The sequence below is a fragment of the Corynebacterium urinipleomorphum genome (genome assembly GCF_900155535.1).
In the GTDB taxonomy this organism is placed as follows: domain Bacteria; phylum Actinomycetota; class Actinomycetes; order Mycobacteriales; family Mycobacteriaceae; genus Corynebacterium; species Corynebacterium urinipleomorphum.
The window spans coordinates 451,363-471,679 of the sequence record NZ_LT706963.1; the positions used below are offsets into that span (position 1 = coordinate 451,363).

Below are 20,317 nucleotides of genomic sequence, written 5' to 3' on the forward strand. Positions count from 1 at the left end.
CTTGGAGGGAGCCGCAGAATGCTGTTCGGCCGCAAGAAGTCGATCCCGGCAAAGACCGCCGGGGAGCTCGACGCGATGGAAGAGGCCGGGCGCATTGTCGGTATTGCGCTCCAAGAGGTGCGGAAAGCAGCAGCCCCCGGTGTGACCACCGTGGAGCTCGATTCCGTGGCTGAGGAGGTAATCCGCGGCTACGGTGCTGTCCCCACGTTCAAGGGGTACGGAGGCTTCCCGGGGTCGATCTGCGCGTCCGTCAACGAGGTTGTCGTCCACGGGATCCCTAGCCAGGACGTCGTCCTCGCAGAAGGCGATCTCGTTTCAATCGACTGCGGAGCAACACTCGACGGTTGGGTCGGCGACTCAGCGTGGAGCTTCGGGGTGGGGGAGCTGGCAGGCGACGTCGATAAGCTGAACCGCGCTACGCGCCAAGTTCTCCTCGAAGGACTGCAAGCGATGGTGCCTGGAAACCGCCTCACCGATGTCTCCCACGCGCTTGAGATTGCAACTCGCAGGGCCGAGGAGGACTTCGGTGTGAAATTGGGCATCCTGGACGGCTATGGCGGGCACGGTATTGGGCATGAGATGCACGAGGAGCCTTACCTTCACAACGAGGGTCGGCCGGGCAGGGGCCCGCTTATCGCTTCGGGCTCGGTGCTCGCAATTGAGCCGATGTTGATTCTCGGGGGCGAAACGGATTCTGTCGTGCTTGAGGACGAATGGACGGTAGTCAGCGCCGACAACTCTCCTGCCTCTCACTGGGAGCACACGGTAGCGGCGACGGAAGACGGCCCACGCATCCTCACCCCTCGCGTGGGGTGAATTCCTCATAACTTTCAGCTTCAATCGTAGTTTTTCCAAGCTGGCGGTTATACTTCCCACCATGTCCTACACTCCGCGCCACGCTCGCCAGTCCAAGACTTCCCGTTTCGCACACCGGGCAGGTTCACTGCTCACAGGTGTCGGCATCGCGGCGGCTCTCGTAGCCGCCCCGGCCACCGCGCAAGCTGCTCCGGCTCTTCCATCCGCCGCATCCAGCAACTCCCCGTTCCTGCAGCAGGCGGAGAAGAACCTGCAGGCTGCATCGATGATGGTTGCCACTAATGCGCGTAACGCTGTCTGGGACGCCCGCAATGCGCTGCGTGCGCAGGCGACCGCGATCGCTCGTGGAAACAAGACGCAGGAAAAGCAGCTGCACGATGGCATTGATGCCCTCGTGGAAGCAATTGCCCCGGGTTTGATTGCGGAGCGCACTCCCAAGCCCAAGCCGAAGCCGGCACCCAAGCCTGCTCCGAAGCCGGCCCCGAAGCCTGCTCCGGCAGCTAAGCCCGCCCCGAAGGCGCAGCCGGGCGGCTGCGCGAAGACAGCACGAGCATGCGTGGACATCAAGAACCAGCGCACGTGGCTGCAGCGCGACGGCAAGATCACCTACGGCCCGGTCCGTATGTCCTCCGGCAAGCCGGGGCAGGAAACACCGAAGGGCTTCCACTACGTCAACCGCAAGGTCAAGGACGAGATCTCGTACGAGTTCAACAACGCTCCGATGCCGTTTGCCACCTACTTCACCAACAACGGCATTGCTTTCCACCAGGGTGACCCTTCGGTGAAGTCTGCCGGGTGCATCCGCATGTACCGCAATGATGCGCAGACCTACTTCAACTCTCTGCAGATCGGCGACCAGGTTCACGTCTTCTAGGTCGATCGCGACACTTTCCAGTATCCTCCCCGGCCCCGGTTCTCGGGCCTGGGAGGGTTTTGCTTTGTCGCAGGTAGAAGGCTAGAGTGGTCATTTGGTGTGTGGGGATTTGCTCGACGCACTACCTGCAATTGACTCAAATACGTTAGGTACCTGCGGTTATCCGTGGTGCCGGGAAAGCGGAGTGTATGGCTAAAGAAGGCGCAATCGAGGTCGAGGGCCGCATTATTGAGCCCTTGAAGAACGCGATGTTCCGTGTCGAATTGGACAACGGGCACGAGGTTCTCGCCCACATCAGTGGCAAGATGCGCCAGCACTACATCCGCATCCTTCCGGAGGACCGCGTCGTCGTGGAGCTTTCCCCGTACGACTTGGAACGCGGACGTATCGTCTACCGCTACAAATAGTCTCCTCTGTGAGCGCCTCTGTAGTGGTGTGAAAGACATCTGAGTCAGGCGCACTGACCAAGCCTCCTTACTCACGGATCGGCACGCCATCCGAAAATGGCAACGATTCATGCAACCTCCGGCTGCGGTGGCTGGAGCCACGTGAACCACGGCCCAATAGTCCGGGACGGACCGGACACAAGTGCCGCGTGGCGTGGACGAGTTGGGAGAAAACCACCGAAACAACCTGAAAGGCACGTACCACATGGCACGTCTAGCTGGTGTTGACCTGCCGCGCAATAAGCGCATGGAGGTCGCACTTACCTACATCTACGGAATTGGCCCTGCCCGTTCCAAGGAGCTGCTCGAGAAGACGGGCATTTCTCCTGACCTGCGCACCGACAACCTGACCGACGATCAGGTCGCCGCTCTTCGTGATGTCATTGAGAACTCGTGGAAGGTCGAGGGTGACCTCCGCCGCGAGGTTCAGGCCGACATCCGCCGCAAGATCGAAATCGGCTCTTACCAGGGCCTGCGCCACCGTCGCGGACTTCCGGTTCGCGGCCAGCGCACCAAGACCAACGCGCGTACCCGCAAGGGACCGAAGAAGACCATCGCAGGAAAGAAGAAGTAACCTATGCCACCGAAGACTCGCTCCTCTGCTGCGCGCCGCTCCGGTCGCCGCGTAGCCAAGAAGAACGTGGCCGCAGGCCACGCGTACATCAAGTCCACCTTCAACAACACCATCGTGTCCATCACGGACCCGAACGGCGCTGTGATCTCTTGGGCATCCTCCGGCCACGTCGGCTTCAAGGGTTCCCGTAAGTCCACCCCGTTCGCCGCTCAGATGGCTGCCGAGAACGCTGCCCGCAAGGCAATGGACCACGGCATGAAGAAGGTCGACGTTTTTGTCAAGGGTCCGGGCTCCGGCCGTGAGACCGCTATCCGTTCCATCCAGGCTGCCGGCCTGGAGGTGTCCTCGATCTCCGACGTGACGCCGCAGCCGTTCAACGGCTGCCGTCCGCCGAAGCGTCGTCGCGTTTAACTGGTGAGAAAGGAAAAGAGGTAATACATCATGGCTCGTTATACCGGCCCTGCTACCCGTAAGTCTCGCCGCCTGCGCGTCGACCTGGTCGGCGGCGACATGTCGTTCGAGCGTCGTCCCTACCCTCCGGGGCAGGCTGGCCGCGCCCGCATCAAGGAATCTGAGTACCTGCTGCAGCTCCAGGAGAAGCAGAAGGCCCGTTTCACCTACGGTGTGATGGAGAAGCAGTTCCGCCGCTACTACGAGGAGGCTAACCGTCTCCAGGGTAAGACCGGCGACAACCTGCTCGTTCTGCTGGAGTCTCGCCTGGACAACGTCGTGTACCGCGCAGGTCTGGCGCGTACCCGCCGTCAGGCTCGTCAGCTGGTTTCTCACGGTCACTTCACGGTCAACGGCAAGAAGACCAACGTGCCGTCCTTCCGCGTGACCCAGTACGACATCATCGATGTCCGTGACAAGTCCCGCAACATGCTCTGGTTCGAAGAGGCCCAGGACGCGCTGGTCGACTCGGTCGTTCCGGCTTGGCTGCAGGTCGTTCCGGACACCCTGCGCATCCTCGTGCACCAGCTGCCCGAGCGCGCTCAGATCGACGTGCCGCTGCAGGAGCAGCTCATCGTCGAGCTTTACTCGAAGTAACATCGAAGTTCCGCGCAGTGCGGTTCTTCGGGGCGTCGAAAAGCAACTGCTTATCGACGTTCCCTTTCATCTGTCATCCGTACCGGCGGCACCCCGCCGGTACCCTCTACGGCGTCATATAGCGGTCGCCGGAAAAGGAGAAGTCCATGCTCATCTCGCAGCGTCCTCAGCTCACTGAGGAATACATCGACACCAACCGCTCGAAGTTCGTCATCGAGCCGCTCGAGCCCGGTTTCGGTTACACCCTCGGTAACTCTCTTCGCCGCACACTGCTGTCGTCCATTCCGGGCGCAGCCGTGACCTCCATCAAGATTGACGGTGTGCTCCACGAGTTCACCACGATCAACGGCATCAAAGAGAACGTCTCTGAGATCATCCTCAACGTGAAGAACCTGGTTCTGTCCTCCGACTCTGACGAGCCGGTGGTCATGTACCTGTCCAAGGAAGGCCCGGGCGAAGTCACTGCCGCAGACATTGATCTGCCGGCCGACATCACCGTGCACAACCCGGACCTGCACATCGCCTCGCTCAACGAGCAGGCGCGCCTGGAAATGGAGCTCGTTGTCGAGCGCGGCCGCGGCTACGTCCCGGCGATGACCAACTCCGGCGGCGAGATCGGCCGTATCCCGGTCGACCAGATTTACTCGCCCGTGCTGAAGGTGTCCTACAAGGTTGAGGCGACGCGTGTTGAGCAGCGTACCGACTTTGACAAGCTGATCATCGACGTGGAGACCAAGAACTCCATGACGGCCCGTGATGCCCTTGCGTCCGCAGGCTCCACCCTCGTCGAGCTGTTCGGTCTCGCACGCGAGCTGAACACCGCCGCCGAGGGCATCGAGATCGGTCCGTCCCCGCAGGAGACGGAGTACATCGCCGCGTACAACATGCCCATCGAGGACCTGAACTTCTCCGTGCGTTCCTACAACTGCCTGAAGCGTCAGGAGATCCACACGGTCGGCGAGCTCGCCGAGTGCACTGAATCCGACCTGTTGGACATCCGCAACTTCGGTCAGAAGTCCATCAACGAGGTAAAGATCAAGCTGGCTTCCCTGGGGCTTACGCTCAAGGATGCGCCGGAAGACTTCGATCCGACCCAGATTGAGGGCTACGACGCTGAGACCGGCGACTTTGTCGACGGCAGTATGGATGACGCCGAGTAAACAACGCGCACTGACACTGACGTTTCAATGAACACCGTTTCAACCGGCTCCTAGAACCCGCCCACGTGCGGCAGGTTCTAAAGCCCGAGAAACAACACGAGGAGTACAACAATGCCTACCCCGAAGAAGGGCCCGCGTCTCGGCGGTTCGGCTAGCCACCAGAAGCACATTCTGTCTAACCTGGCCAGCCAGCTGTTCGTGAACGGTTCCATCAACACCACCGAGGCCAAGGCCAAGGTGCTGCGCCCGTACGCAGAGAAGCTGATCACCAAGGCTAAGTCCGGTTCGGTCGCCGACCGCCGCGCCGTGGCCAAGGACATCCCGAACAAGGACGTTGTCGCGTACCTGTTCAACGAGCTCGCCCCGAAGTTCGAGAACCGTGCAGGTGGCTACACCCGCACCATCAAGCTCGAGAACCGCAAGGGCGACAACGCTCCGATGGTCAACATCTCCCTCGTTCTCGAGGAGACCGTGGCTTCCGAGGCGAACCGCGCTGCACGCGCCGCCGCCTCCAAGGAGAAGGCCGCCGAGGCTGAGGCAGCTGCTGCCGAGGCCGACGAGAAGGCTGAGGAGACCAAGGCTGAGGCTGAGGAGACCAAGGCTGAGGCACCGGCTGACGCTGAGTCCAACGACGAGGCCGTCGCCGAGGACACCGCTGAGGCTCCGGAGGTCCAGGAGACCGCCGAGGACGAGAAGTAAGACCTTCTCGCGCCTGTAAGCACTAAGCGCCCGCTCCCCTTGTTGAAAGTGGAGCGGGCGTTTTCCGTTTCGAGACCTATCACCATTTATGGTGGTCGGTATGGTTACGGATCCCGGTGAAGCTAGTACGCCTGCGGAGCGCTCCGGCGACATGGTGCGTCTGCGGTTCGATGTGGCCTACGACGGAACCGATTTTCACGGCTGGGCGCGCCAGAAACCAACCGGCGGGGAGGAGCTCCGCACGGTGCAGGGCGTGCTTGAGAACGCACTGAGCTTGATCCTGCGCTACCCGGTGGAGCTGGCTGTGGCGGGCCGGACGGATGCGGGGGTGCACGCCTCCGGTCAGGTGGCGCATGCGGATATCCCCGTGGCATCGCTGGATCAGAGGTCGATTGAGGGGGATCCGGGGCGGTTGGTGCGTCGATTAGCGAAATTGCTTGAGCCTGATGTGCGTGTTTCGGCCGTGTCCGCCGCACCCGACGGCTTCGACGCGCGTTTCTCCGCGTTGACGCGCACCTACCGCTACCGGGTGACCACCGCGGACGGTGGGGCGTTGCCCCTGCGTGTGCGCGACACCGCCGTGTGGCCGAAGAAGGTGGATCTCGACGCCGCGCAGCAGTTCGCGAATGCGGTGGTGGGGCTGCATGATTTCGCCGCATTCTGCAAAGCGCGCCCGCACGCCACCACGATCCGGAAAGTCCACTCCTTCGAATGGCGTGACATCTCCACCGACGAGGAACCGGAACTCTTCGAAGCGGTCATTGTCGCCGATGCGTTTTGTTGGCACATGGTCCGCGCGCTCGTGGCCACGTGCCTCGACGTCGGTTCGGGCACGCGTGACGACTACTGGGCTGCCGCACTGCTGGGGGCGAAGGAACGCTCGCCGGCAGTGCGCCTGGCACCCGCAAACGGGTTGACCTTGGCGCGCGTCGACTATCCGGCGGACGACGAACTCGCAGCTCGCGCGGCGGTGACGCGCGACCGGCGCGACGCTTCGGAGGTGCACTCCGAGTCACCCCGTGCAACGGAATAAACTGCTTGGGCAGGAATCGTCCGAAAGAGTTGCCCGGAGGTAGAACGCATGGATGCAGTCGGCGCCGTGTGGCTGGCCATCGCTGTGTTCACCCTGCCGGGACTCATCTTCGCGTGGGTCGCGGGCGCGAAACTGCCCGCTGCCGCTGCAGCATCCTTGCCCGCGACCTTCGGCATCGTCGGGCTGGGCAGCTGGCTGTACGGCGCGATGGGAATCCGCTTCGGGTGGCCGTCCTTCATCGTGTTCTTAGTGCTCATGCTGTGCCTGGCAGCCGGGTGGCGCTACGCATTCGCGCGACGGGCGAAAAAGCGTGCCGCGAAGAACTGGGTGCGCGCCCTATGGCCGGGTGACTGGCGCCGCGGCAGCATCGCCGACCCGTCGTGGGTGCTCCCCGGCGCCGGTGTCGTGGCCGGCGTGTGGATGCTGATCGCGAAACAGCTCGAACTCCAGTCGAAGGTGCCGGGCCAGTTGAACAATATCGTCCAGGGCTGGGACATCCAATGGCACGTCAACGCCGTGCGTTTCATCATGGAAGAAGGCATTGCCTCGCCCACCCGGATGGGCGAGCTGCAGAACCCTGAAACGCACATCGACCTGTTCTACCCGTCCGCGTTCCACGCGGCGACAGCGCTGTTCGCCAAGGCTGGCGACCTCGCCCCTGTGGAGGCAGTGAACCTGGCGTCGATCGTTCTGCCGAGCCTCGCCCTGCCCGCCGGCGCCGCGGGACTGGCATGGGCGATGGCGCGCGGCCACGGCATGGTCGCGCAGATCGCCGCGGGCTTGGCCGCCATCGGTGTGTATGCGTCGCCGGTGCTGGTGTGGATCCCGGACTTCGTGGGCATGCGCCCGTACATCGTGGCGATCGGCCTGTCCGGCCTCGTCATCGCGCTGTTCCACCAGGTGCCGCGCTACCGGGCACTGGCGCTGCCGACGCTGTTCGCCTTCCTGGGCATGATGCAGGTCCACCCGTCGGCCGTACTCGTGGTAGTGCTCGCCGTCCTGCTGTACTGGGCGACGTACCTGGTGTGGCGCCCGGACCGCTCGCGCGTCGGCGATGTTCTCTGGTTGGCCATCCCGGCGCTCGGCGCGACGGTGGTGTTCCTCCCACAGCTGCTCGCCGGCCAGGCTCAGTCTGGGGAAGTGAACACCTGGGACGCGAGTGAGAATGTCACCGCTGAGGAGGCCTGGGACAAGGCGTTCATGATGGACACCCGCCACGTGGGCGAGTTCTTCCCCGATTTCGACCCCACCATCTTGCTGTGGCTCGCCGGTTTTGGTGCCATTGCCATGGTGGTGTGGCGCGGGCAGGTCTGGGCGCCGGTCTTCTACGGGATCATGGTGGCCACCACCGCACACGCGCTGCACCCGTTCGACGGGATGTGGGAACCGCTTTTGACCATGCTGGGCGCGCCGCACTACAACTCGGCCCACCGCATCGTCACCGTGGTGGCGCTGACCGTCATCGCCGGTGCTGCCATCGGTGCGGCCGTGATCATCCGCGTTATCACGCTCGCGCCCATCGCCGCCCGCTACGGCACCCGCCCGTGGGTGTGGGGCACCTCGCTCGCATCAGCCGTGCTCGCTGCGCTGACCGGGTGGGGCGCTGGTGCCTGGGCGTCCACTGTCGCTGTCGACGGCGCCGAAATGTCATTCGACGCCTCCCGCCTCAACGACCGCATGGTCGACGACGACCAGATGACCGCCTATGCGTGGCTCGGCTCCCGCCCGGAAGCACAGGAGGGGCTCGTTATGGGTGAATCCACCGACGGCTACTCCTGGGCCTATGCCATCAACGGTGTCCCCACCGTCGCCCGCCATTACCTGTGGCCCAACGGCGGGATGGGCGTCGACTCGAACTTGCTCGCCGACCGCGCCGGCCAGCTCGGCGCCGGTGAACGCGGCCGACCGAACGAGAAATCGCCCGCCGACGACGCCGCTGCCGACCTGGGCGTCCGCTTCATCGTCTCCTCCGGCAACACCTTCTGGCCCGGGCCCAAGAACTGGCAGGTGGACAAGGCCCTGTGGACCACCCCCGGCGTCACGCCCGTCTACCAGCGCGGCCGCGTGACTATCTTCGCCGTCAACGCGCAGCTCACCCCAGCTGAGATCAAGGAACTTCAGCGCGACGCCGTCGCCAACGGCGGCTCCACCGAACTGCCTGAGCTGACGCCGACGAGTGAGGAGCTGGCGGCCGCGGACGTCGAATAGCGTTGCGCATTTCAGTACGCATTTTCGGGTTGAAGCCTGCCCCGCATGCGCTTAGCGTCGTTTAAAGAAGCCATTGCTAATCGACGGGGGGCGTCCACATGGCTCAGCACACTCATGCCATTTCAGGGGAGACAAAGCAGGCGCGCAGGCTGTTGCCGACGACGCGTTCGCAGGTGTCCGGGCACCGTTTCATGCGCCGGCGCGTGGAGCACGGGCTCATTTACGGGGATATCCGGATGATTCATGATCCGTTGGCGGCGCGGCGGCGTTCGGCGATCTTCGGGATTGTCGCGGTGGCGCTCATCGCGGCGGGTTCGGGGCTGTTCGCGTGGTTGCGGCCGAATCCGGATCCAGGGGCGGCGGCGATTCTGCGGGCCAATGACGGGGCGATGTACGTGCGGGTCGGGGAGGTAGTGCACCCGGTGACGAACCTGACGTCGGCACGTCTGATCGCAGGCAGCGCGGAGGAGCCGCAGCGCGTGGGGGAGGAGCGGCTCACCGAGATGCCGCGCGGTGTGCCGTTGGGCATCGCCACGGCGCCGGCGATGTTCGCGCCGGGTGATGCGGTGGATGCTGCGTGGTCGGCTTGCGAGGGGCAGGAGCGTGTCACGGTTGTCGCCGGGGAACCGGTGCAGCAGCTCGCCGACGGTCAGGCTGTCGCGGTAACTCAGGGCGGGACCGAGTGGATGCTCACCAATGAGGGGCGCGCACAACTTCCATCAGACAGCGATGCACAGGGCAGGCTGATCCGACGCGCACTAGGCATCGACGCGCGGGTCGTCCGCGCAGACATCAGCGCGCCGGTGCTGTCCGCGATCCGCGAACTTCCGCCGGTCCGCCTGCCGCACCCGTTGCCGCGCCTGTTGCTCGCCGACGGCACCGACGAAGCATGGGCTGTCACACAGCATGGCGGCATTCAGCCCGTTTCGGAATTACAGAAGCATTTGCTTATCGACGCCGCCGCCCCCACCTCTACTTCTTCCCCCTCCCAGATTGCCGCGTATCCGGATGCCCAAGTCCCGCTAGATATCGCCGTTCCGGAGAAAGCGCCGGAGTGGGTGGATCCAAAGAAATCGGCCGTGTGCGTGACCGAGTCAGGCTCTGTTGCACTCGTAGCCCCAGACTCGGATGTCTTGACCGCAGGATCGGTCGAGCTGTCCGGTGATAGCCCCGCGACCCATTTCGTCGGCTTAGCCTCCGGTGCTGTCGGAGTCGACACCGGTGCCGGCTACCACGTTGTGTCCGCTTCAGGCCAGCGCCATCTGGTGGATACCAGGGACAACCTCGATGTCGTCGGCGCACTGCACGTGGACACCGTTCCGTGGAGCATCCTCAGCCTCCTGCCCGAAGGCCCGGACCTCACACGCGAGGCAGCGCTGACCGCGACCTACTGATAGAGCTGCGGCGGCAGCCAATCTGGTCGCGGCGCTCCACCCGCGCGGTGGGTTTTAACCGTGGTGAATGGAGCGATGCCGGGGCCGGCCCTGGAGGAGTATTCGTCGAAAAGCGCCCACTGCGACAGCAAGGGCGGCGACGAGCACGACGCTTGCGACCGTGAAACTGCTTCGGTGTGGGGCAGCGGAATCAATAGTCTCAATTGGGCGCGCACGCAGCGGTGCGGTGTCGGCTCCCTGCTCGCGTTCGACGAATGAGACAGCTCGCAGCGGGTCGATGGCCCCTCCCTGCGGTTCCGCGGAGGCGGTGATCATGATAGTCAGTGCAGCTAATCAGGCGGCTTCAAAGGCATTCGGCGAGCGGTAGCCGGACCATGAGTGCAAACGTTTCGTGTTGTACCGGGTGCACCACCGAAACACATCCCGGCGGCACACCAGCTGACTTGGAAAAACAGGCTCATCCTGAAGGACTTCCCGCTTCAGTGACGCGTTGAACGACTCCGCCAACGAGTTATCCGCACTCGTCCCGATCGCTCCCATCGACTGGGTGACGCCGAACTACTCACACAACCTCCGGTACTGCTCAGAGGTATAAACACTGCCGTGATCCGAGTGGAAAATCGCCCCATTCAGGTCTCCTCGTACCTTCCAGGCCATCGTCGGGGCTTCGGATGATAATCCGCATATCTGTGGGGTATTTGTCGAGGTTAATGCCCAGTGCTTCCCCGGCCCAGGATCGCATCCGGGAAGTGATGTCTGCGACATAAGCGTCCGTGGTGTCGCTGACCGTACCGCCCGCGCGGATGATGCCTTGTTTGATGCCCTCGCCGAGCGTGGAGGCGATGTCGCCGATCTGCCAGGTCACCGGCAACCCCACCGAATACGCCAGGCCTTGTTGGTTGAGGTGTCCCAGAAAGGCCTGGGATCCGCCGGCGGAATCCGTGCGTATCAGCAAACGCTTCCCCCACTCCTGACCATCGACGCGGTTGGGGATCGCGGCCAAGGCCTGGTCGAGGACGTCCTTGTGGTCGTCGGCGGTATTCGAGCCGACGTTGTCCGGACGCAGCAGGACGGCTGCGGGTTCACCGGTCAGCCCGTCGCCGTGGTCGATGATCGCGCACAGCGGGTGGAACCCGTAGTGCTTCTTCCAGGTCGGGGCCGCTTTTTCCTTGTCTGAGTGGGCGAGGATTTCCGTCGCGTCCAGGTCCAGAACCAACGGAGCATCGGTGCTGGCCGCGGCGGCGGGGTTGCGGGCACCGCAGGCGGTCCAGTCCGCGGTACGGGCTGTTTTCATGCCGGCCAGCACCGCGGTTGTGCCGGCACCGGCAGCTTCGTCGTCGTGGTCGGCGAGTTCCTTGCGGCGGCGGTGCACCGTGGAGTGCGACGGCACCTGGTCGACCAGGCCGGTGGCCACCAACGGGCCCAGGAGATCAACATCGCCTGCGTCGTCCCCGCTGAGGGCCAGTGCCAGGGCCAGTGCGGTCATGGTGTGCAGCAGGTTCGGGTTCTGTCACTCGGCCAGTTTCACGTCGATGGCATCGGCGACTTTGACGGCGTCGGCGGTGGCGGCCAATAACATGAGTCCGGCGTTCGAGCACAGTTGAGCAGGAGCGGGGTACCGACATGGAAGCTGGTAGTCTTCACCCTGAAGGTGATCCCTTCGAGCAGGCAAATTGTGACATCAACAACTACTAATTTGCCTGGTCAATGGTCACTTTCCTTGGATCTTCACCACGTGTCAGTCGGCTTCCCGTGAAAACACCGGGTTACCTTCTCGAATATGTTGACCGACAGTGAACGACTCCTCATTTTTTAACGCAGAAGTTGACGTGACCACCCGAGGTATTGCGGACTTTTGTCCGGAACGTCCTCTTCCGCCCCCTGAATGGGGCTGACCTGCACTAATACTACTTTTGGGGGATCGACGTGAGCGTTGGCCCGGGTGATGGGGTCCGCTCAGCGCCACTCCGACATCGCGTCATCGCGCAGGAAACGGCCCGTGGCCGCCACCGCCGGTCCCGAGGACTCCGCCCCGGCGACGAAGGTGCAGAACGCCAGGTCACCCTTGATGCCGGCGAACCAGCCGTGGGCGGGCCGGTTGCCCCCGACCTCCGCGGTCCCGGTCTTGCCGCCGAGACCGTGGATGTCGCTCAGGCTGGCGGCGGTCCCGGAGTCCACCGTCTCCGCCATCATCGCGCGCAGGGCCCGCACTGTCGCCGGGTCGAGCGGCTCGGGGTCCTGATCGGCGGTGGTCTCCTCACCCTGGATCAGGGTCGGCAGCACCATCCGGCCGTTGTTGCCCAGGGAGGCCTCCATGACGGCCAGCCCGAAGGGGGAGGAGAGGACCTCGCCCTGGCCGATGGCGGCCTCCACCCGGGCCGCGCCGGGCTCGGTGACGGGGACGGAGCCGGTCACCGAGTTCATGCCGGGCGCGGTGAAGTCCACGCCCAGTCCGAGACGCGCCGCCGTGTTCCTCATGTCGTCCGGCTCCAGATCCTGGGAGATGAAACCCTGGGTGGTGTTGCAGGACTGGGCGAAGGCCTGCGTCATGGAGACGTCCCCGAGGGCGAAGTTGCCGTCGTTGGGGATGACGCGGCCATCGATCTCCGCGGTGGCGGGGCAGGCGACGGTGGAGTCGGGTACCACGGTGCCGCGTTCGAGGGCGGCGGCGGTGGTCACCGTCTTGAAGGTGGAGCCGGGCGGGTACAGCCCGCTCAGCGAGACGGGGCCGAGGGCGTCGGCGGCGTCGTTCTGCGCGACGGCGATAACCCCGCCGGTGGAGGCGCTGAGGGCGACGATCGCCGCGGGCTGCTCGATCGGCTCCAGGGCCCGCTTCGCGGCCGTCTGCACCCCGAGGTCCATCGTGGTGCGCACGGGTTCGCTCTCCTCCGGTTCCACCTGCCCCAGGATGGTCGTGCCGGTGGGGGAGGTGGCCTGGAGGGTCCAGCCGGCGTCGGCCGTGATCTTCTCCGACCAGTAGTCGCGCAGGCCGCCGTCCACCGGGGAGGCAGTGTCCCGGGTGGGGCCGAGCATGCGGCCCTCCTCCCGCAGGTCCAGTCCCTTGATCGCCCGCAGGGCGTCCCCTATCACGGCGAAGTCCCGCTCTCGGAGGGTGAACAGCCCCACCGGGGAGCCGTCCCCGGACTCGATCTGGGCGGTGACGGATTCGGCGGTGGAGGTCGGCACGACCGGGCGGACGGCGGCGGCGATCTCCCCGGCCCGCGGGATCAGCTCCGGGCCCGCGGAGACGACGGTGACAGGTGTCCAGGACAGGATGTCGGTGCCGTTGCGGTCGGTCACCGGCAGAGTGAAGGTCTTGTCGTCGGAGTAGAGGAAGCGGCTGTCCCCGTTCAGCTCCGTGGAGAAGATCCGCTTGTCCCAGGTGATGAGGTCGCTGTCCTGTTCGGAGAGGGTGATCGTCCCGGTGGTAGTGGACTCATCGCCATTCGGGACGGTCCAGGTGGCGGTGATCTCGGTGGCGCCGTCCTCCTCGCCGCCGGCGTCCAGTTCCACGCTGGTCCCGCCGTCGATGAAGGCCGCGATCGGCGTGGGCATCGGCATGTTCATCTCGCTCCTCGGTTTCGTGGACGCGGGCTTTGTCCGCCGCATCCCGGATGAANAGCGCGAGCGCCGTAGCGGCGAGCAGGGCGGAGACACGGACAGTGGTGCGGGTGGTCATGCCGGATGAGATTAGGCCCACGGGCTCACCGCTACCACGTTCCCGCACGACTTCCGGCCAGTCGGGAGACGAATATCGCCTGTTCGGCGGGGAGTTCTCCGGTGGGAAATCTCAGCGCGACATGCGCAGTTCATCGACGAGTAACCGGGCGATGCGGCCGATCGCGGCGTCCGCGGCCGCGAGGTTCGGGCCGCTGCGGGCTGAACGGGTGATCACGGCGACGACGATGGGTGCCTCCTCGTCGACGGCCACCACGGAAACCTCGCCACGCACGGGGCCGATCGTCCCGGTCTTGCCGTGGAAGCGCACGCCCCCGGCGGGGAAGCCGGAGGGGATCCGGTGGCCCCACACCTGCTGCCCGAGCACGGTCCGGGCGAAGGCACGGGAGACCCCGGTGAGATCCGGGCCCGTCCAGATCCAGTCCAGCAGGCGGCACAGCTGGCGTGGGGTGCTCACCGAGCGGTAGGTGGCCGGATCCTGGTGGACCCGGGGGTAGGAGACCAGCAGCCGGATCGCCTCGCTGGCCGCGGAGCCGTCCTCTGGAAGGGCCGGGAGTTCGGACTCGGTGGTGCCCGGGGCGACGATCGTGGTGTCCTCGAGATTCGCCAGGGAGACGACCTCCCCGACCAGGCCCGGTGGGAGACGCCGCTGCAGCACCCGGGCGGCGATGCTGTCGGAGAGCACCACCATCTGACGCACCAGATCCCGCAGGCTCATCGTCACGGGATCGGCGAACAGCCCCACTCCCGGGGTCCCGACCGGGCCGTCATCCGTGCTGAGCGTCACCGCGTCGAGCGGATTCAGCAGCCCGCGGTCCACGGCTAGGCAGAAGGCGGCCAGGAGGTGGACCTTGTACATCGACGAGATGCTGGTCTGACTGTCGGCGCCGACCCCGACGCCGGCCGCCTCCTCGCCGACCGGGTGCGCCCAGCACCAACCGTCACAGCCCGCGGCGACCAATTCGGTGCCGATCCGGGCCCGCAGGCTCCTGGTCATCCGGTCTCTCCCAGACGCCCGAGGGAGCGCCGCAGGGCACGGTCCACGACGTCGCGCAGATCCCGCTTTCCGTCGGCCCCGCCCCGTTGCGGCGGCACCACACACCGCAGCCGCAGGTGGAAGGCCGTCGGCATCGGGAACGCGGGCAGGCCCCCGAGTTGATCGGGGGTGAGCAGCACCATCGCGCCTCCGGCACCGAGCCGCGCGGCCAGGGCCGTCCGGTCCGGCCACAGCTCGGTCTCCGGGTGCAAGCCGATGGTGAAGAAGGCGTCGGCCAGGCGTCCGGCGGCCGCCGGGCTGACGGCGGCGGTGTTGTCCAGCAGGGTGTGTCCCCGCAACGCCGCCCAGGTCGCGGGCTTTTCGGCGGGCCCCGCGAGCAGCCGGGGAACCTCGTGCAGCTGCCCGCGAGACAACTCACCCGTCGGCGCCGGGTCCTCGATGACGGCACAGTCCAGACGGCCCTCGCCCACCCGGGTGACCAGCTGCGACACCTCGGCCGTGTGCACACTGACCCGGCCGACGTCCCGCAACGCGGAGGTGAGGTCGAAGGCGATGCCCGGCGGCACCGAGGGGGCCAGCCCCACGCGTACCTCGGCCCCGGCGTCGGTGATGGCGTGGGCCATGCTCTGCAGTTCCGTGGCGTCCCGGACCAGAATCCGGGCCTGCGGGAGCAGGGACCGGCCGGCCTCGGTGAGGGTGGCACCGGTGGCGGAGCGGCGGATCAGGTCGAGGCCGAGATTCGACTCCAGACGTTTCAGCCCCTGGGACACGGGGGACTGGGTCAGCCTCAGCCGCTCCGCGGCACCGGTGACGCTGCCCTCCTCGGCCACGGCGACGAAGTACTCCCAGTGCCGGAGGGAATCCGGTCGAGTTGTCATGTGCCCCGAGCCTAGTGGAGGGGACTCTGACGAGCTGAGCGAGGTACGGGGAACAAGGGCTCACCGGGCCTGTCGTGCAGCGGATTGCCGTGGTGGGTCCAATTCAGGCGAAGATGCGTATGACAGCCGAACCGGCACCGTCCCGGGCCAGGGGAGAGACCCCTTTTCCCACGGCACCAGAACTGATCTGTGCGAGGGGGAATCGGCGAACTTCAGCTACCTGACCGCCACCCTGGATGCGTCCATCCGTGGAGCGGGACCCGCGGTCGGGGAGTGGCCGGGCAGAATCCACCGGGTGGAACCCCGGTCCCCTTCGAGGACGACCCCGACCTGACGGACAAGCGGTTTACGGGCAGTGGAGGAGATCCTCGACTGAGAGCCGCACGCCCGAGGTGGTCCGGGAGATGCGGGGCAATCCGGAAGAACTCGAACGGCTCGGCATTGAGGCGAGCAACGAACGACAACGCGGCGGGAAACCACAGGTTTCTCGCCGCGTTCGGCCTGGTTCAGACCAACTACCGGTCAGCCGCGCAGCGTCTTGAGCGCCTCCGACCAGGCGGTGACCTGGTTGAACACATCGGTGAGAGCGCCGGTGGCGCCTTCGGTCGGGGTGAACTTCGACATGTCCTCGAAGTCGGAGCTGAAGGGCAGGAACACCTGGGCGCGGACGTCGGCCATCTGCAGTTCCGCGGCGATCAGCCGCCACGCCTCCACGGAGCGGGTGCCGCCGGCGCTGCCGTAGCTGACGAAGCCGATGGCCTTGTTGTTCCACTCCGCGTACAGGAGGTCCACGGCGTTCTTCAGTGCGGCGGGCACGGAGTGGTTGTACTCCGGGGTGACGAAGACGAAGCCGTCGTAGGAGGCGATCTTCTCGGCCCAGGCCTTGGTGTGATCCTTCGAGTACTGGCCCATGGCCGGGGGCATGGGCTCATCCAGCAGGGGCAGGTTCTGGTCGGGCGATGTCCACGAGCTCGAACTCGGCGCCGCCGTGCTGCTGCGCGTGCTCGTGCACCCATTCGGCGACCTGGGGTGCCAGGCGGTTGGGGCGGGTGCTGCCGACGATGATGGCGATGCGGGTCATGGTTTTACCTCCGAATAGTGGTGGTGGTGACATTCCCGTCTCCCACGCTAGCTGTACTTCCCCGTGACGTTGTGAACGCGTTGCAGGGGGAGTTAACCCTCCGATAGCAGTGTGAGCCCGGTTGCAATTGTAATCGTGGATGAACCCCGCATACGCTGCCTGCCGGGCCTTCTCACTGTCATAAGCCCTCACATAGGCCCACTCCTGCATCAACGTGCGATTAAACCTCTCGACCTTGCCATTGGTTTGCGGACGATACGGCCTGGTGAACTTATGGCCGATACCGTCACCAAGCGCGTCAGCAAACACATGCGAACGGTAGCAACCCCCGTTATCCGTCATCACCTGTTTGACGGTGAACCCGCCTCCAGCGAAAAAGGCCCTCGCCCGCGTCCAGAACCCGGCAGCAGTATCTTTCCGCTCGTCTCCCAGGATCTCCGAGTACACCAACCGTGAATGGTCATCGACGGCATGATGCAGGTAGGAATATCCCCGCCCGGGTTTCGCCCCGGCCTTGTACAGCGCGTCTCGTCGACGCCCGGCCGCCCGGTCCTGGGCAGAACCGCGCTGATGAACGCGCTGGTTCGCCCCGGGTTTAATGGAGGGTAAGAAATTGGAAAAGGAAACCTTCACATGCCCGTCAGGTACACCCCGGAGCTCAAGCAGCGTGCTGTAGAACTCGTGCTCCACGCCCAGGCCGACCCGGCAACCGCCCACGGCGCGGTGACCCGCATCGCCAATGAGCTCGGCCTCAGCAAAGAATCCCTCCGTGTCTGGGTCCGCAACCACAATACGGCGCCGACAGCCCCGCTGAATCCCTCGATCTGGAAGCAGAAAACCGCAGACTACGAGTCGAACTCGCGGAAGTAAAACGTGCCAACGACATCCTCAAGAAGGCCTCGGCTTTTTCGCGGCGGAGCTCGACCGCCTCCAGAAATAGTCGTCCGGTTCATCGATACCTACCGCGACGAGTTCGGGGTCGAGCCCATCATCCGCGTCCTGGCCACCACCAGCGCGAAGATTGCCCTGAGCACCTACTACGCCTACAAATCCCGCCCCCCAGCAGCTGCGTAATCGTCTCTGAAAGACATGGTTTGTTCTCCTTGATTGAGTGAATCTTTTGTTTGGGCTCGGGGCACGGCGGTGGAGCTCGCGTGTGTAGTAGCACGACCATCACCCATCAGCTCTCGCACTCAGTTCAAGACCCAGCCTGGCTAGCTGAGTTAAGCGGCGGGGTCTCGTCGTAGGTGGGTTTGTCTGCACTAGTGCTTCGCACCACCCAGCACCGTGACGAGTTGCTGACGCTGCTCATCTGTCAGTTGGGGCGCTGCATCCACGACGGCATCGACGAAGCCGTCGAATAGCTGCGGGGCAGGGCGGCGTGCGGCCGCGAGGTAGGCGTCGAGATCGTCTTGGCGAATGCGATAGGCGGTGCCGAAACGGTGGAATGAAAGACGGCCCTCTTTAATGGCTTTTAGCGACGTGGACTCGGAGCCGACGCCGAGATCGGCGAGTTCCTGCATCGTGTAAAAGCGTGGCGCGACGGCGGTAGTCGTGTCCTTTCAGGACATAGAAAAACGCTCCTGGGTAGATTGATCTGTCCCGGAGCGGGGTGCTTTACCGGCTTGCTATTCAGGCGGCTTGGAGTGCCGTGCTCGACTCGCTAGAACGGTGGTCTGCCGTCCCATCGCTTTACGGGAGCGCTTACTCCCTACCTGACCGCCTTTGTGGTTGGCAATGCCGTTGCTAACCGGTCTATCTCGTCGGAGGAACCGTGCCTATCACGGTCGAGAGGCTATCTCTTCCGCGTCGCACCCATCTGCGGCACGCGGATCACCCGATGGTCGCGGTCTACGGCGGGTCGACCGATGCCGCGAAGGCCGCGCTCGCGGATACCGCGACGACCCTGACTGGGCGTCTGCCCGGCCCCGAAATCACTGCCGAACAGCTCGCCGCGCGCAACTGGTGGACGGGACCGGATATTTACGTGGTCGTCGACGATCTCGAACTCGTTGGTGAAGAGAATCTCCGCCCGTTGCTGCCGCTCATCCCGCATGCGCACGACATTGGCCTGCACATCATCGCCGCCCGCAAATTCGGCGGCACGGGCCGTGCTCTGCTCGCACCGTTCCTCAGCGCTCTCAAGGACCAACTGCCCGACGTCGTGCTCTTCTCCGGCACCAAAGACGAAGGCGCTCTCTTCGGCGTCCGCCCGCTGCCGTTGCGCTCCGGCCGCGGCATCTTCGTCCGCGATAACGAGCAGATCGGCCCGATCCACATCGCAGAAAACACGCTTATCGACGTCCCATCCGCACCCCAATCCGAGGAGACCCCATGACCACCGCCCACGTCACCGGCGGCCGCTCATCCGTTGCCGCCGACACGTCACCAGAACCGGGAGCTAACGCCCTTCTCACCGTCACCGTCGATGATGAATGCACTGTCTTTTCCGGCCTGGCCAATGTGCACCGTTACGACAAGCCGTCCGCCGGCGAGATCGTCAGTTATGTCCGCAGTGTGCTCGGCGAACACCCGAAGTGGACACCCGTGCATCTCGTCGCGACTGATGCGACACTCAAGCAGCTCATCTGCGCATTTGGCGATTACGAAGTCGAGCTGACCTGCGAGTCGCTGGACGATGCCGATGACACTGACACCCACCCTTCGACTGACGAGTGGGAGGAGATCCGGGAGATCCCCATCCGTCGTCCAGCGCTGGAACCGCGTCGGCAGGAACGCTTCGGCCGATCCGGCTATGCGCTTGTCGGCGCGGTCGGTCTGGTTGCCGCGGTCTGCGCCGTAGCGATCTGGTTCGTCGCCGGACGGGGAAGCGATGAGGAAAGAGATGAGAATAGTGGGACAGACATCGCAGTCTCCGGTGATTCGGCAGGTGTGGCGTCGCCGACGGACAGCGTCGGTGATGATCCCGGTGAGGTGCCCGCGTCTGATCCGGATCGTGCTGAACCGAAAGTAGAAAAGGTCGTCCTCGAACAAGACGGTTTGAGCGTGGAATTGCCCGTCGGCTTCCGTCTCGAGCCCGACGGCGACATGTGGCGCGCGACCGGACCTGACCCGGATTTCCGCCTGCAGCTCGCGGTGGACCCGCTCTACGGCGTCCCGCCCGAAGACATCATGCGGCAGGTGAAAAAGGACATTGAGGAGGATCCGGAACTGCGCCAGACCGAAAGCGACGAGGTCAGCGTCCGCTACGAGCATGCGCTCCCGGACGGATCCCACGCATTGTGGTCCACCTGGACCGACTGTGATGTGCAGATTTCCATTGGCTGCCACACACGTACCGCGCCCACCACTGTCCAATTAGCCACGTGCACTATGGCCAACGAATCCGCTCGCTTCACCCCGCCCGGCTGAGGCGCGAAAAAAGTTCCGGTCCGCAGGGAACCGAAACAGGGTGAAGAACAGTCCAATAAG

The 20,317-nt window shown here is 64.7% G+C and carries 20 protein-coding genes, 3 pseudogenes and 1 other annotated feature; of the genes and pseudogenes, 15 read left to right on the plus strand and 8 right to left on the minus strand.

All coding sequences use genetic code 11. The annotated features are described in order from the left end of the window. Positions 1-18: 18 nt before the first annotated feature. The 12 genes from map (at position 19) to CZ338_RS05060 (ending at position 10,509) form a co-directional block, all read left to right on the plus strand. Positions 19-816 (plus strand): type I methionyl aminopeptidase, encoded by a 798-nt coding sequence (gene map, locus CZ338_RS05005; RefSeq protein ID WP_087117175.1) that lies wholly within the window; start codon positions 19-21, stop codon positions 814-816. Positions 817-877: 61 nt separating this feature from the next. Continuing rightward, the gene (locus CZ338_RS05010) at positions 878-1,690 is read left to right on the plus strand and encodes a L,D-transpeptidase (protein ID WP_087117176.1); all 813 of its coding nucleotides are present in this window, start codon (positions 878-880) and stop codon (positions 1,688-1,690) included. Between the two features lie 188 nt (positions 1,691-1,878). Then, positions 1,879-2,097: a translation initiation factor IF-1 gene (infA, locus tag CZ338_RS05015; RefSeq protein ID WP_076599143.1), complete on the plus strand. Its 219-nt coding sequence runs from the start codon at positions 1,879-1,881 to the stop codon at positions 2,095-2,097. A 244-nt stretch (positions 2,098-2,341) separates the two neighbouring features. Next, on the plus strand, positions 2,342-2,710 hold the full coding sequence (gene rpsM / locus CZ338_RS05020) for a 30S ribosomal protein S13 (protein WP_005286639.1): 369 nt from the start codon (positions 2,342-2,344) through the stop codon (positions 2,708-2,710). A gap of 3 nt (positions 2,711-2,713) precedes the next feature. Next, complete coding sequence (gene rpsK / locus CZ338_RS05025; RefSeq protein WP_087117177.1) at positions 2,714-3,121, plus strand: 30S ribosomal protein S11; 408 nt, start codon at positions 2,714-2,716, stop codon at positions 3,119-3,121. A gap of 30 nt (positions 3,122-3,151) precedes the next feature. Beyond that, positions 3,152-3,757: a 30S ribosomal protein S4 gene (gene rpsD / locus CZ338_RS05030; protein ID WP_087117178.1), complete on the plus strand. Its 606-nt coding sequence runs from the start codon at positions 3,152-3,154 to the stop codon at positions 3,755-3,757. 146 nt (positions 3,758-3,903) lie between these two features. After that, the gene (locus tag CZ338_RS05035) at positions 3,904-4,917 is read left to right on the plus strand and encodes a DNA-directed RNA polymerase subunit alpha (protein ID WP_087117179.1); all 1,014 of its coding nucleotides are present in this window, start codon (positions 3,904-3,906) and stop codon (positions 4,915-4,917) included. Between the two features lie 111 nt (positions 4,918-5,028). Continuing rightward, on the plus strand, positions 5,029-5,616 hold the full coding sequence (gene rplQ, locus CZ338_RS05040; RefSeq protein WP_087117180.1) for a 50S ribosomal protein L17: 588 nt from the start codon (positions 5,029-5,031) through the stop codon (positions 5,614-5,616). A gap of 100 nt (positions 5,617-5,716) precedes the next feature. Next, positions 5,717-6,649 carry a tRNA pseudouridine(38-40) synthase TruA gene (gene truA / locus CZ338_RS05045; RefSeq protein ID WP_235839442.1) on the plus strand — a complete coding sequence of 311 codons (933 nt, stop codon included), beginning with the start codon at positions 5,717-5,719 and terminating at the stop codon, positions 6,647-6,649. A gap of 48 nt (positions 6,650-6,697) precedes the next feature. Further along, the gene (locus tag CZ338_RS05050; RefSeq protein ID WP_087117181.1) at positions 6,698-8,857 is read left to right on the plus strand and encodes a DUF6541 family protein; all 2,160 of its coding nucleotides are present in this window, start codon (positions 6,698-6,700) and stop codon (positions 8,855-8,857) included. 98 nt (positions 8,858-8,955) lie between these two features. Beyond that, positions 8,956-10,251, plus strand: a complete 1,296-nt coding sequence (gene eccB, locus CZ338_RS05055) for a type VII secretion protein EccB (RefSeq protein ID WP_087117182.1) — start codon at positions 8,956-8,958, stop codon at positions 10,249-10,251. Between the two features lie 60 nt (positions 10,252-10,311). Further along, positions 10,312-10,509, plus strand: coding sequence for a hypothetical protein (locus tag CZ338_RS05060; RefSeq protein ID WP_143341257.1), 198 nt, complete (start codon positions 10,312-10,314; stop codon positions 10,507-10,509). Positions 10,510-10,584: 75 nt separating this feature from the next. Here CZ338_RS05060 and CZ338_RS05065 read toward each other — a convergent pair. The 7 genes and pseudogenes from CZ338_RS05065 to CZ338_RS05100 form a co-directional block, all read right to left on the minus strand. Beyond that, a pseudogene (locus CZ338_RS05065) lies at positions 10,585-10,929 on the minus strand (integrase core domain-containing protein); the annotation flags it as partial. Beyond that, positions 10,835-11,737, minus strand: a complete 903-nt coding sequence (locus tag CZ338_RS05070) for a transposase (protein WP_087117185.1) — start codon at positions 11,735-11,737, stop codon at positions 10,835-10,837. The pseudogene CZ338_RS05065 and the gene CZ338_RS05070, both read right to left, overlap by 95 nt. A 470-nt stretch (positions 11,738-12,207) precedes the next feature. Beyond that, positions 12,208-13,812: a penicillin-binding transpeptidase domain-containing protein gene (locus CZ338_RS11235; RefSeq protein WP_268875423.1), complete on the minus strand. Its 1,605-nt coding sequence runs from the start codon at positions 13,810-13,812 to the stop codon at positions 12,208-12,210. Between the two features lie 229 nt (positions 13,813-14,041). Further along, positions 14,042-14,926 (minus strand): serine hydrolase, encoded by an 885-nt coding sequence (locus tag CZ338_RS05080; protein ID WP_070421284.1) that lies wholly within the window; start codon positions 14,924-14,926, stop codon positions 14,042-14,044. Further along, on the minus strand, positions 14,923-15,804 hold the full coding sequence (locus CZ338_RS05085; RefSeq protein WP_087117187.1) for a LysR family transcriptional regulator: 882 nt from the start codon (positions 15,802-15,804) through the stop codon (positions 14,923-14,925). The genes CZ338_RS05080 and CZ338_RS05085 overlap by 4 nt, the downstream gene beginning before the upstream one ends. A gap of 522 nt (positions 15,805-16,326) precedes the next feature. Continuing rightward, a pseudogene (locus CZ338_RS05095) lies at positions 16,327-16,885 on the minus strand (NADPH-dependent FMN reductase). Positions 16,886-16,932: 47 nt separating this feature from the next. Next, a pseudogene (locus CZ338_RS05100) lies at positions 16,933-17,443 on the minus strand (integrase core domain-containing protein); the annotation flags it as partial. A gap of 75 nt (positions 17,444-17,518) precedes the next feature. Between CZ338_RS05100 and CZ338_RS05105 the strand changes: the two are divergent. Continuing rightward, on the plus strand, positions 17,519-17,755 hold the full coding sequence (locus CZ338_RS05105; RefSeq protein ID WP_087117188.1) for a transposase: 237 nt from the start codon (positions 17,519-17,521) through the stop codon (positions 17,753-17,755). A gap of 30 nt (positions 17,756-17,785) precedes the next feature. Next, positions 17,786-17,914 (plus strand) — a sequence feature (AL1L pseudoknot). A 233-nt stretch (positions 17,915-18,147) separates the two neighbouring features. Here the strand turns inward: CZ338_RS05105 and CZ338_RS05110 are convergent. Next, the gene (locus CZ338_RS05110) at positions 18,148-18,408 is read right to left on the minus strand and encodes an excisionase family DNA-binding protein (RefSeq protein ID WP_235839444.1); all 261 of its coding nucleotides are present in this window, start codon (positions 18,406-18,408) and stop codon (positions 18,148-18,150) included. A gap of 251 nt (positions 18,409-18,659) precedes the next feature. On the opposite strand from CZ338_RS05110, the gene CZ338_RS05115 reads away from it, so the two are divergent. Both CZ338_RS05115 and CZ338_RS05120 read left to right on the plus strand, forming a co-directional pair. Beyond that, on the plus strand, positions 18,660-19,223 hold the full coding sequence (locus tag CZ338_RS05115; protein ID WP_204211851.1) for a hypothetical protein: 564 nt from the start codon (positions 18,660-18,662) through the stop codon (positions 19,221-19,223). Beyond that, positions 19,220-20,257: a type VII secretion-associated protein gene (locus CZ338_RS05120; protein ID WP_087117189.1), complete on the plus strand. Its 1,038-nt coding sequence runs from the start codon at positions 19,220-19,222 to the stop codon at positions 20,255-20,257. The genes CZ338_RS05115 and CZ338_RS05120 overlap by 4 nt, the downstream gene beginning before the upstream one ends. The last annotated feature ends 60 nt before the right edge of the window (positions 20,258-20,317 follow it).

Coding starts and splice junctions, on each gene's coding strand:
- map (WP_087117175.1), top strand. CDS start 19: ATGCTGTTCGGCCGCAAGAAGTCGATCCCGGCAAAGACCGCCGGGGAG.
- CZ338_RS05010 (WP_087117176.1), top strand. CDS start 878: ATGTCCTACACTCCGCGCCACGCTCGCCAGTCCAAGACTTCCCGTTTC.
- infA (WP_076599143.1), top strand. CDS start 1,879: ATGGCTAAAGAAGGCGCAATCGAGGTCGAGGGCCGCATTATTGAGCCC.
- rpsM (WP_005286639.1), top strand. CDS start 2,342: ATGGCACGTCTAGCTGGTGTTGACCTGCCGCGCAATAAGCGCATGGAG.
- rpsK (WP_087117177.1), top strand. CDS start 2,714: ATGCCACCGAAGACTCGCTCCTCTGCTGCGCGCCGCTCCGGTCGCCGC.
- rpsD (WP_087117178.1), top strand. CDS start 3,152: ATGGCTCGTTATACCGGCCCTGCTACCCGTAAGTCTCGCCGCCTGCGC.
- CZ338_RS05035 (WP_087117179.1), top strand. CDS start 3,904: ATGCTCATCTCGCAGCGTCCTCAGCTCACTGAGGAATACATCGACACC.
- rplQ (WP_087117180.1), top strand. CDS start 5,029: ATGCCTACCCCGAAGAAGGGCCCGCGTCTCGGCGGTTCGGCTAGCCAC.
- truA (WP_235839442.1), top strand. CDS start 5,717: ATGGTTACGGATCCCGGTGAAGCTAGTACGCCTGCGGAGCGCTCCGGC.
- CZ338_RS05050 (WP_087117181.1), top strand. CDS start 6,698: ATGGATGCAGTCGGCGCCGTGTGGCTGGCCATCGCTGTGTTCACCCTG.
- eccB (WP_087117182.1), top strand. CDS start 8,956: ATGGCTCAGCACACTCATGCCATTTCAGGGGAGACAAAGCAGGCGCGC.
- CZ338_RS05070 (WP_087117185.1), bottom strand. CDS start 11,737: ATGACCGCACTGGCCCTGGCACTGGCCCTCAGCGGGGACGACGCAGGC.
- CZ338_RS11235 (WP_268875423.1), bottom strand. CDS start 13,812: ATGCCGATGCCCACGCCGATCGCGGCCTTCATCGACGGCGGGACCAGC.
- CZ338_RS05080 (WP_070421284.1), bottom strand. CDS start 14,926: ATGACCAGGAGCCTGCGGGCCCGGATCGGCACCGAATTGGTCGCCGCG.
- CZ338_RS05085 (WP_087117187.1), bottom strand. CDS start 15,804: ATGACAACTCGACCGGATTCCCTCCGGCACTGGGAGTACTTCGTCGCC.
- CZ338_RS05105 (WP_087117188.1), top strand. CDS start 17,519: ATGCCCGTCAGGTACACCCCGGAGCTCAAGCAGCGTGCTGTAGAACTC.
- CZ338_RS05110 (WP_235839444.1), bottom strand. CDS start 18,408: ATGCAGGAACTCGCCGATCTCGGCGTCGGCTCCGAGTCCACGTCGCTA.
- CZ338_RS05120 (WP_087117189.1), top strand. CDS start 19,220: ATGACCACCGCCCACGTCACCGGCGGCCGCTCATCCGTTGCCGCCGAC.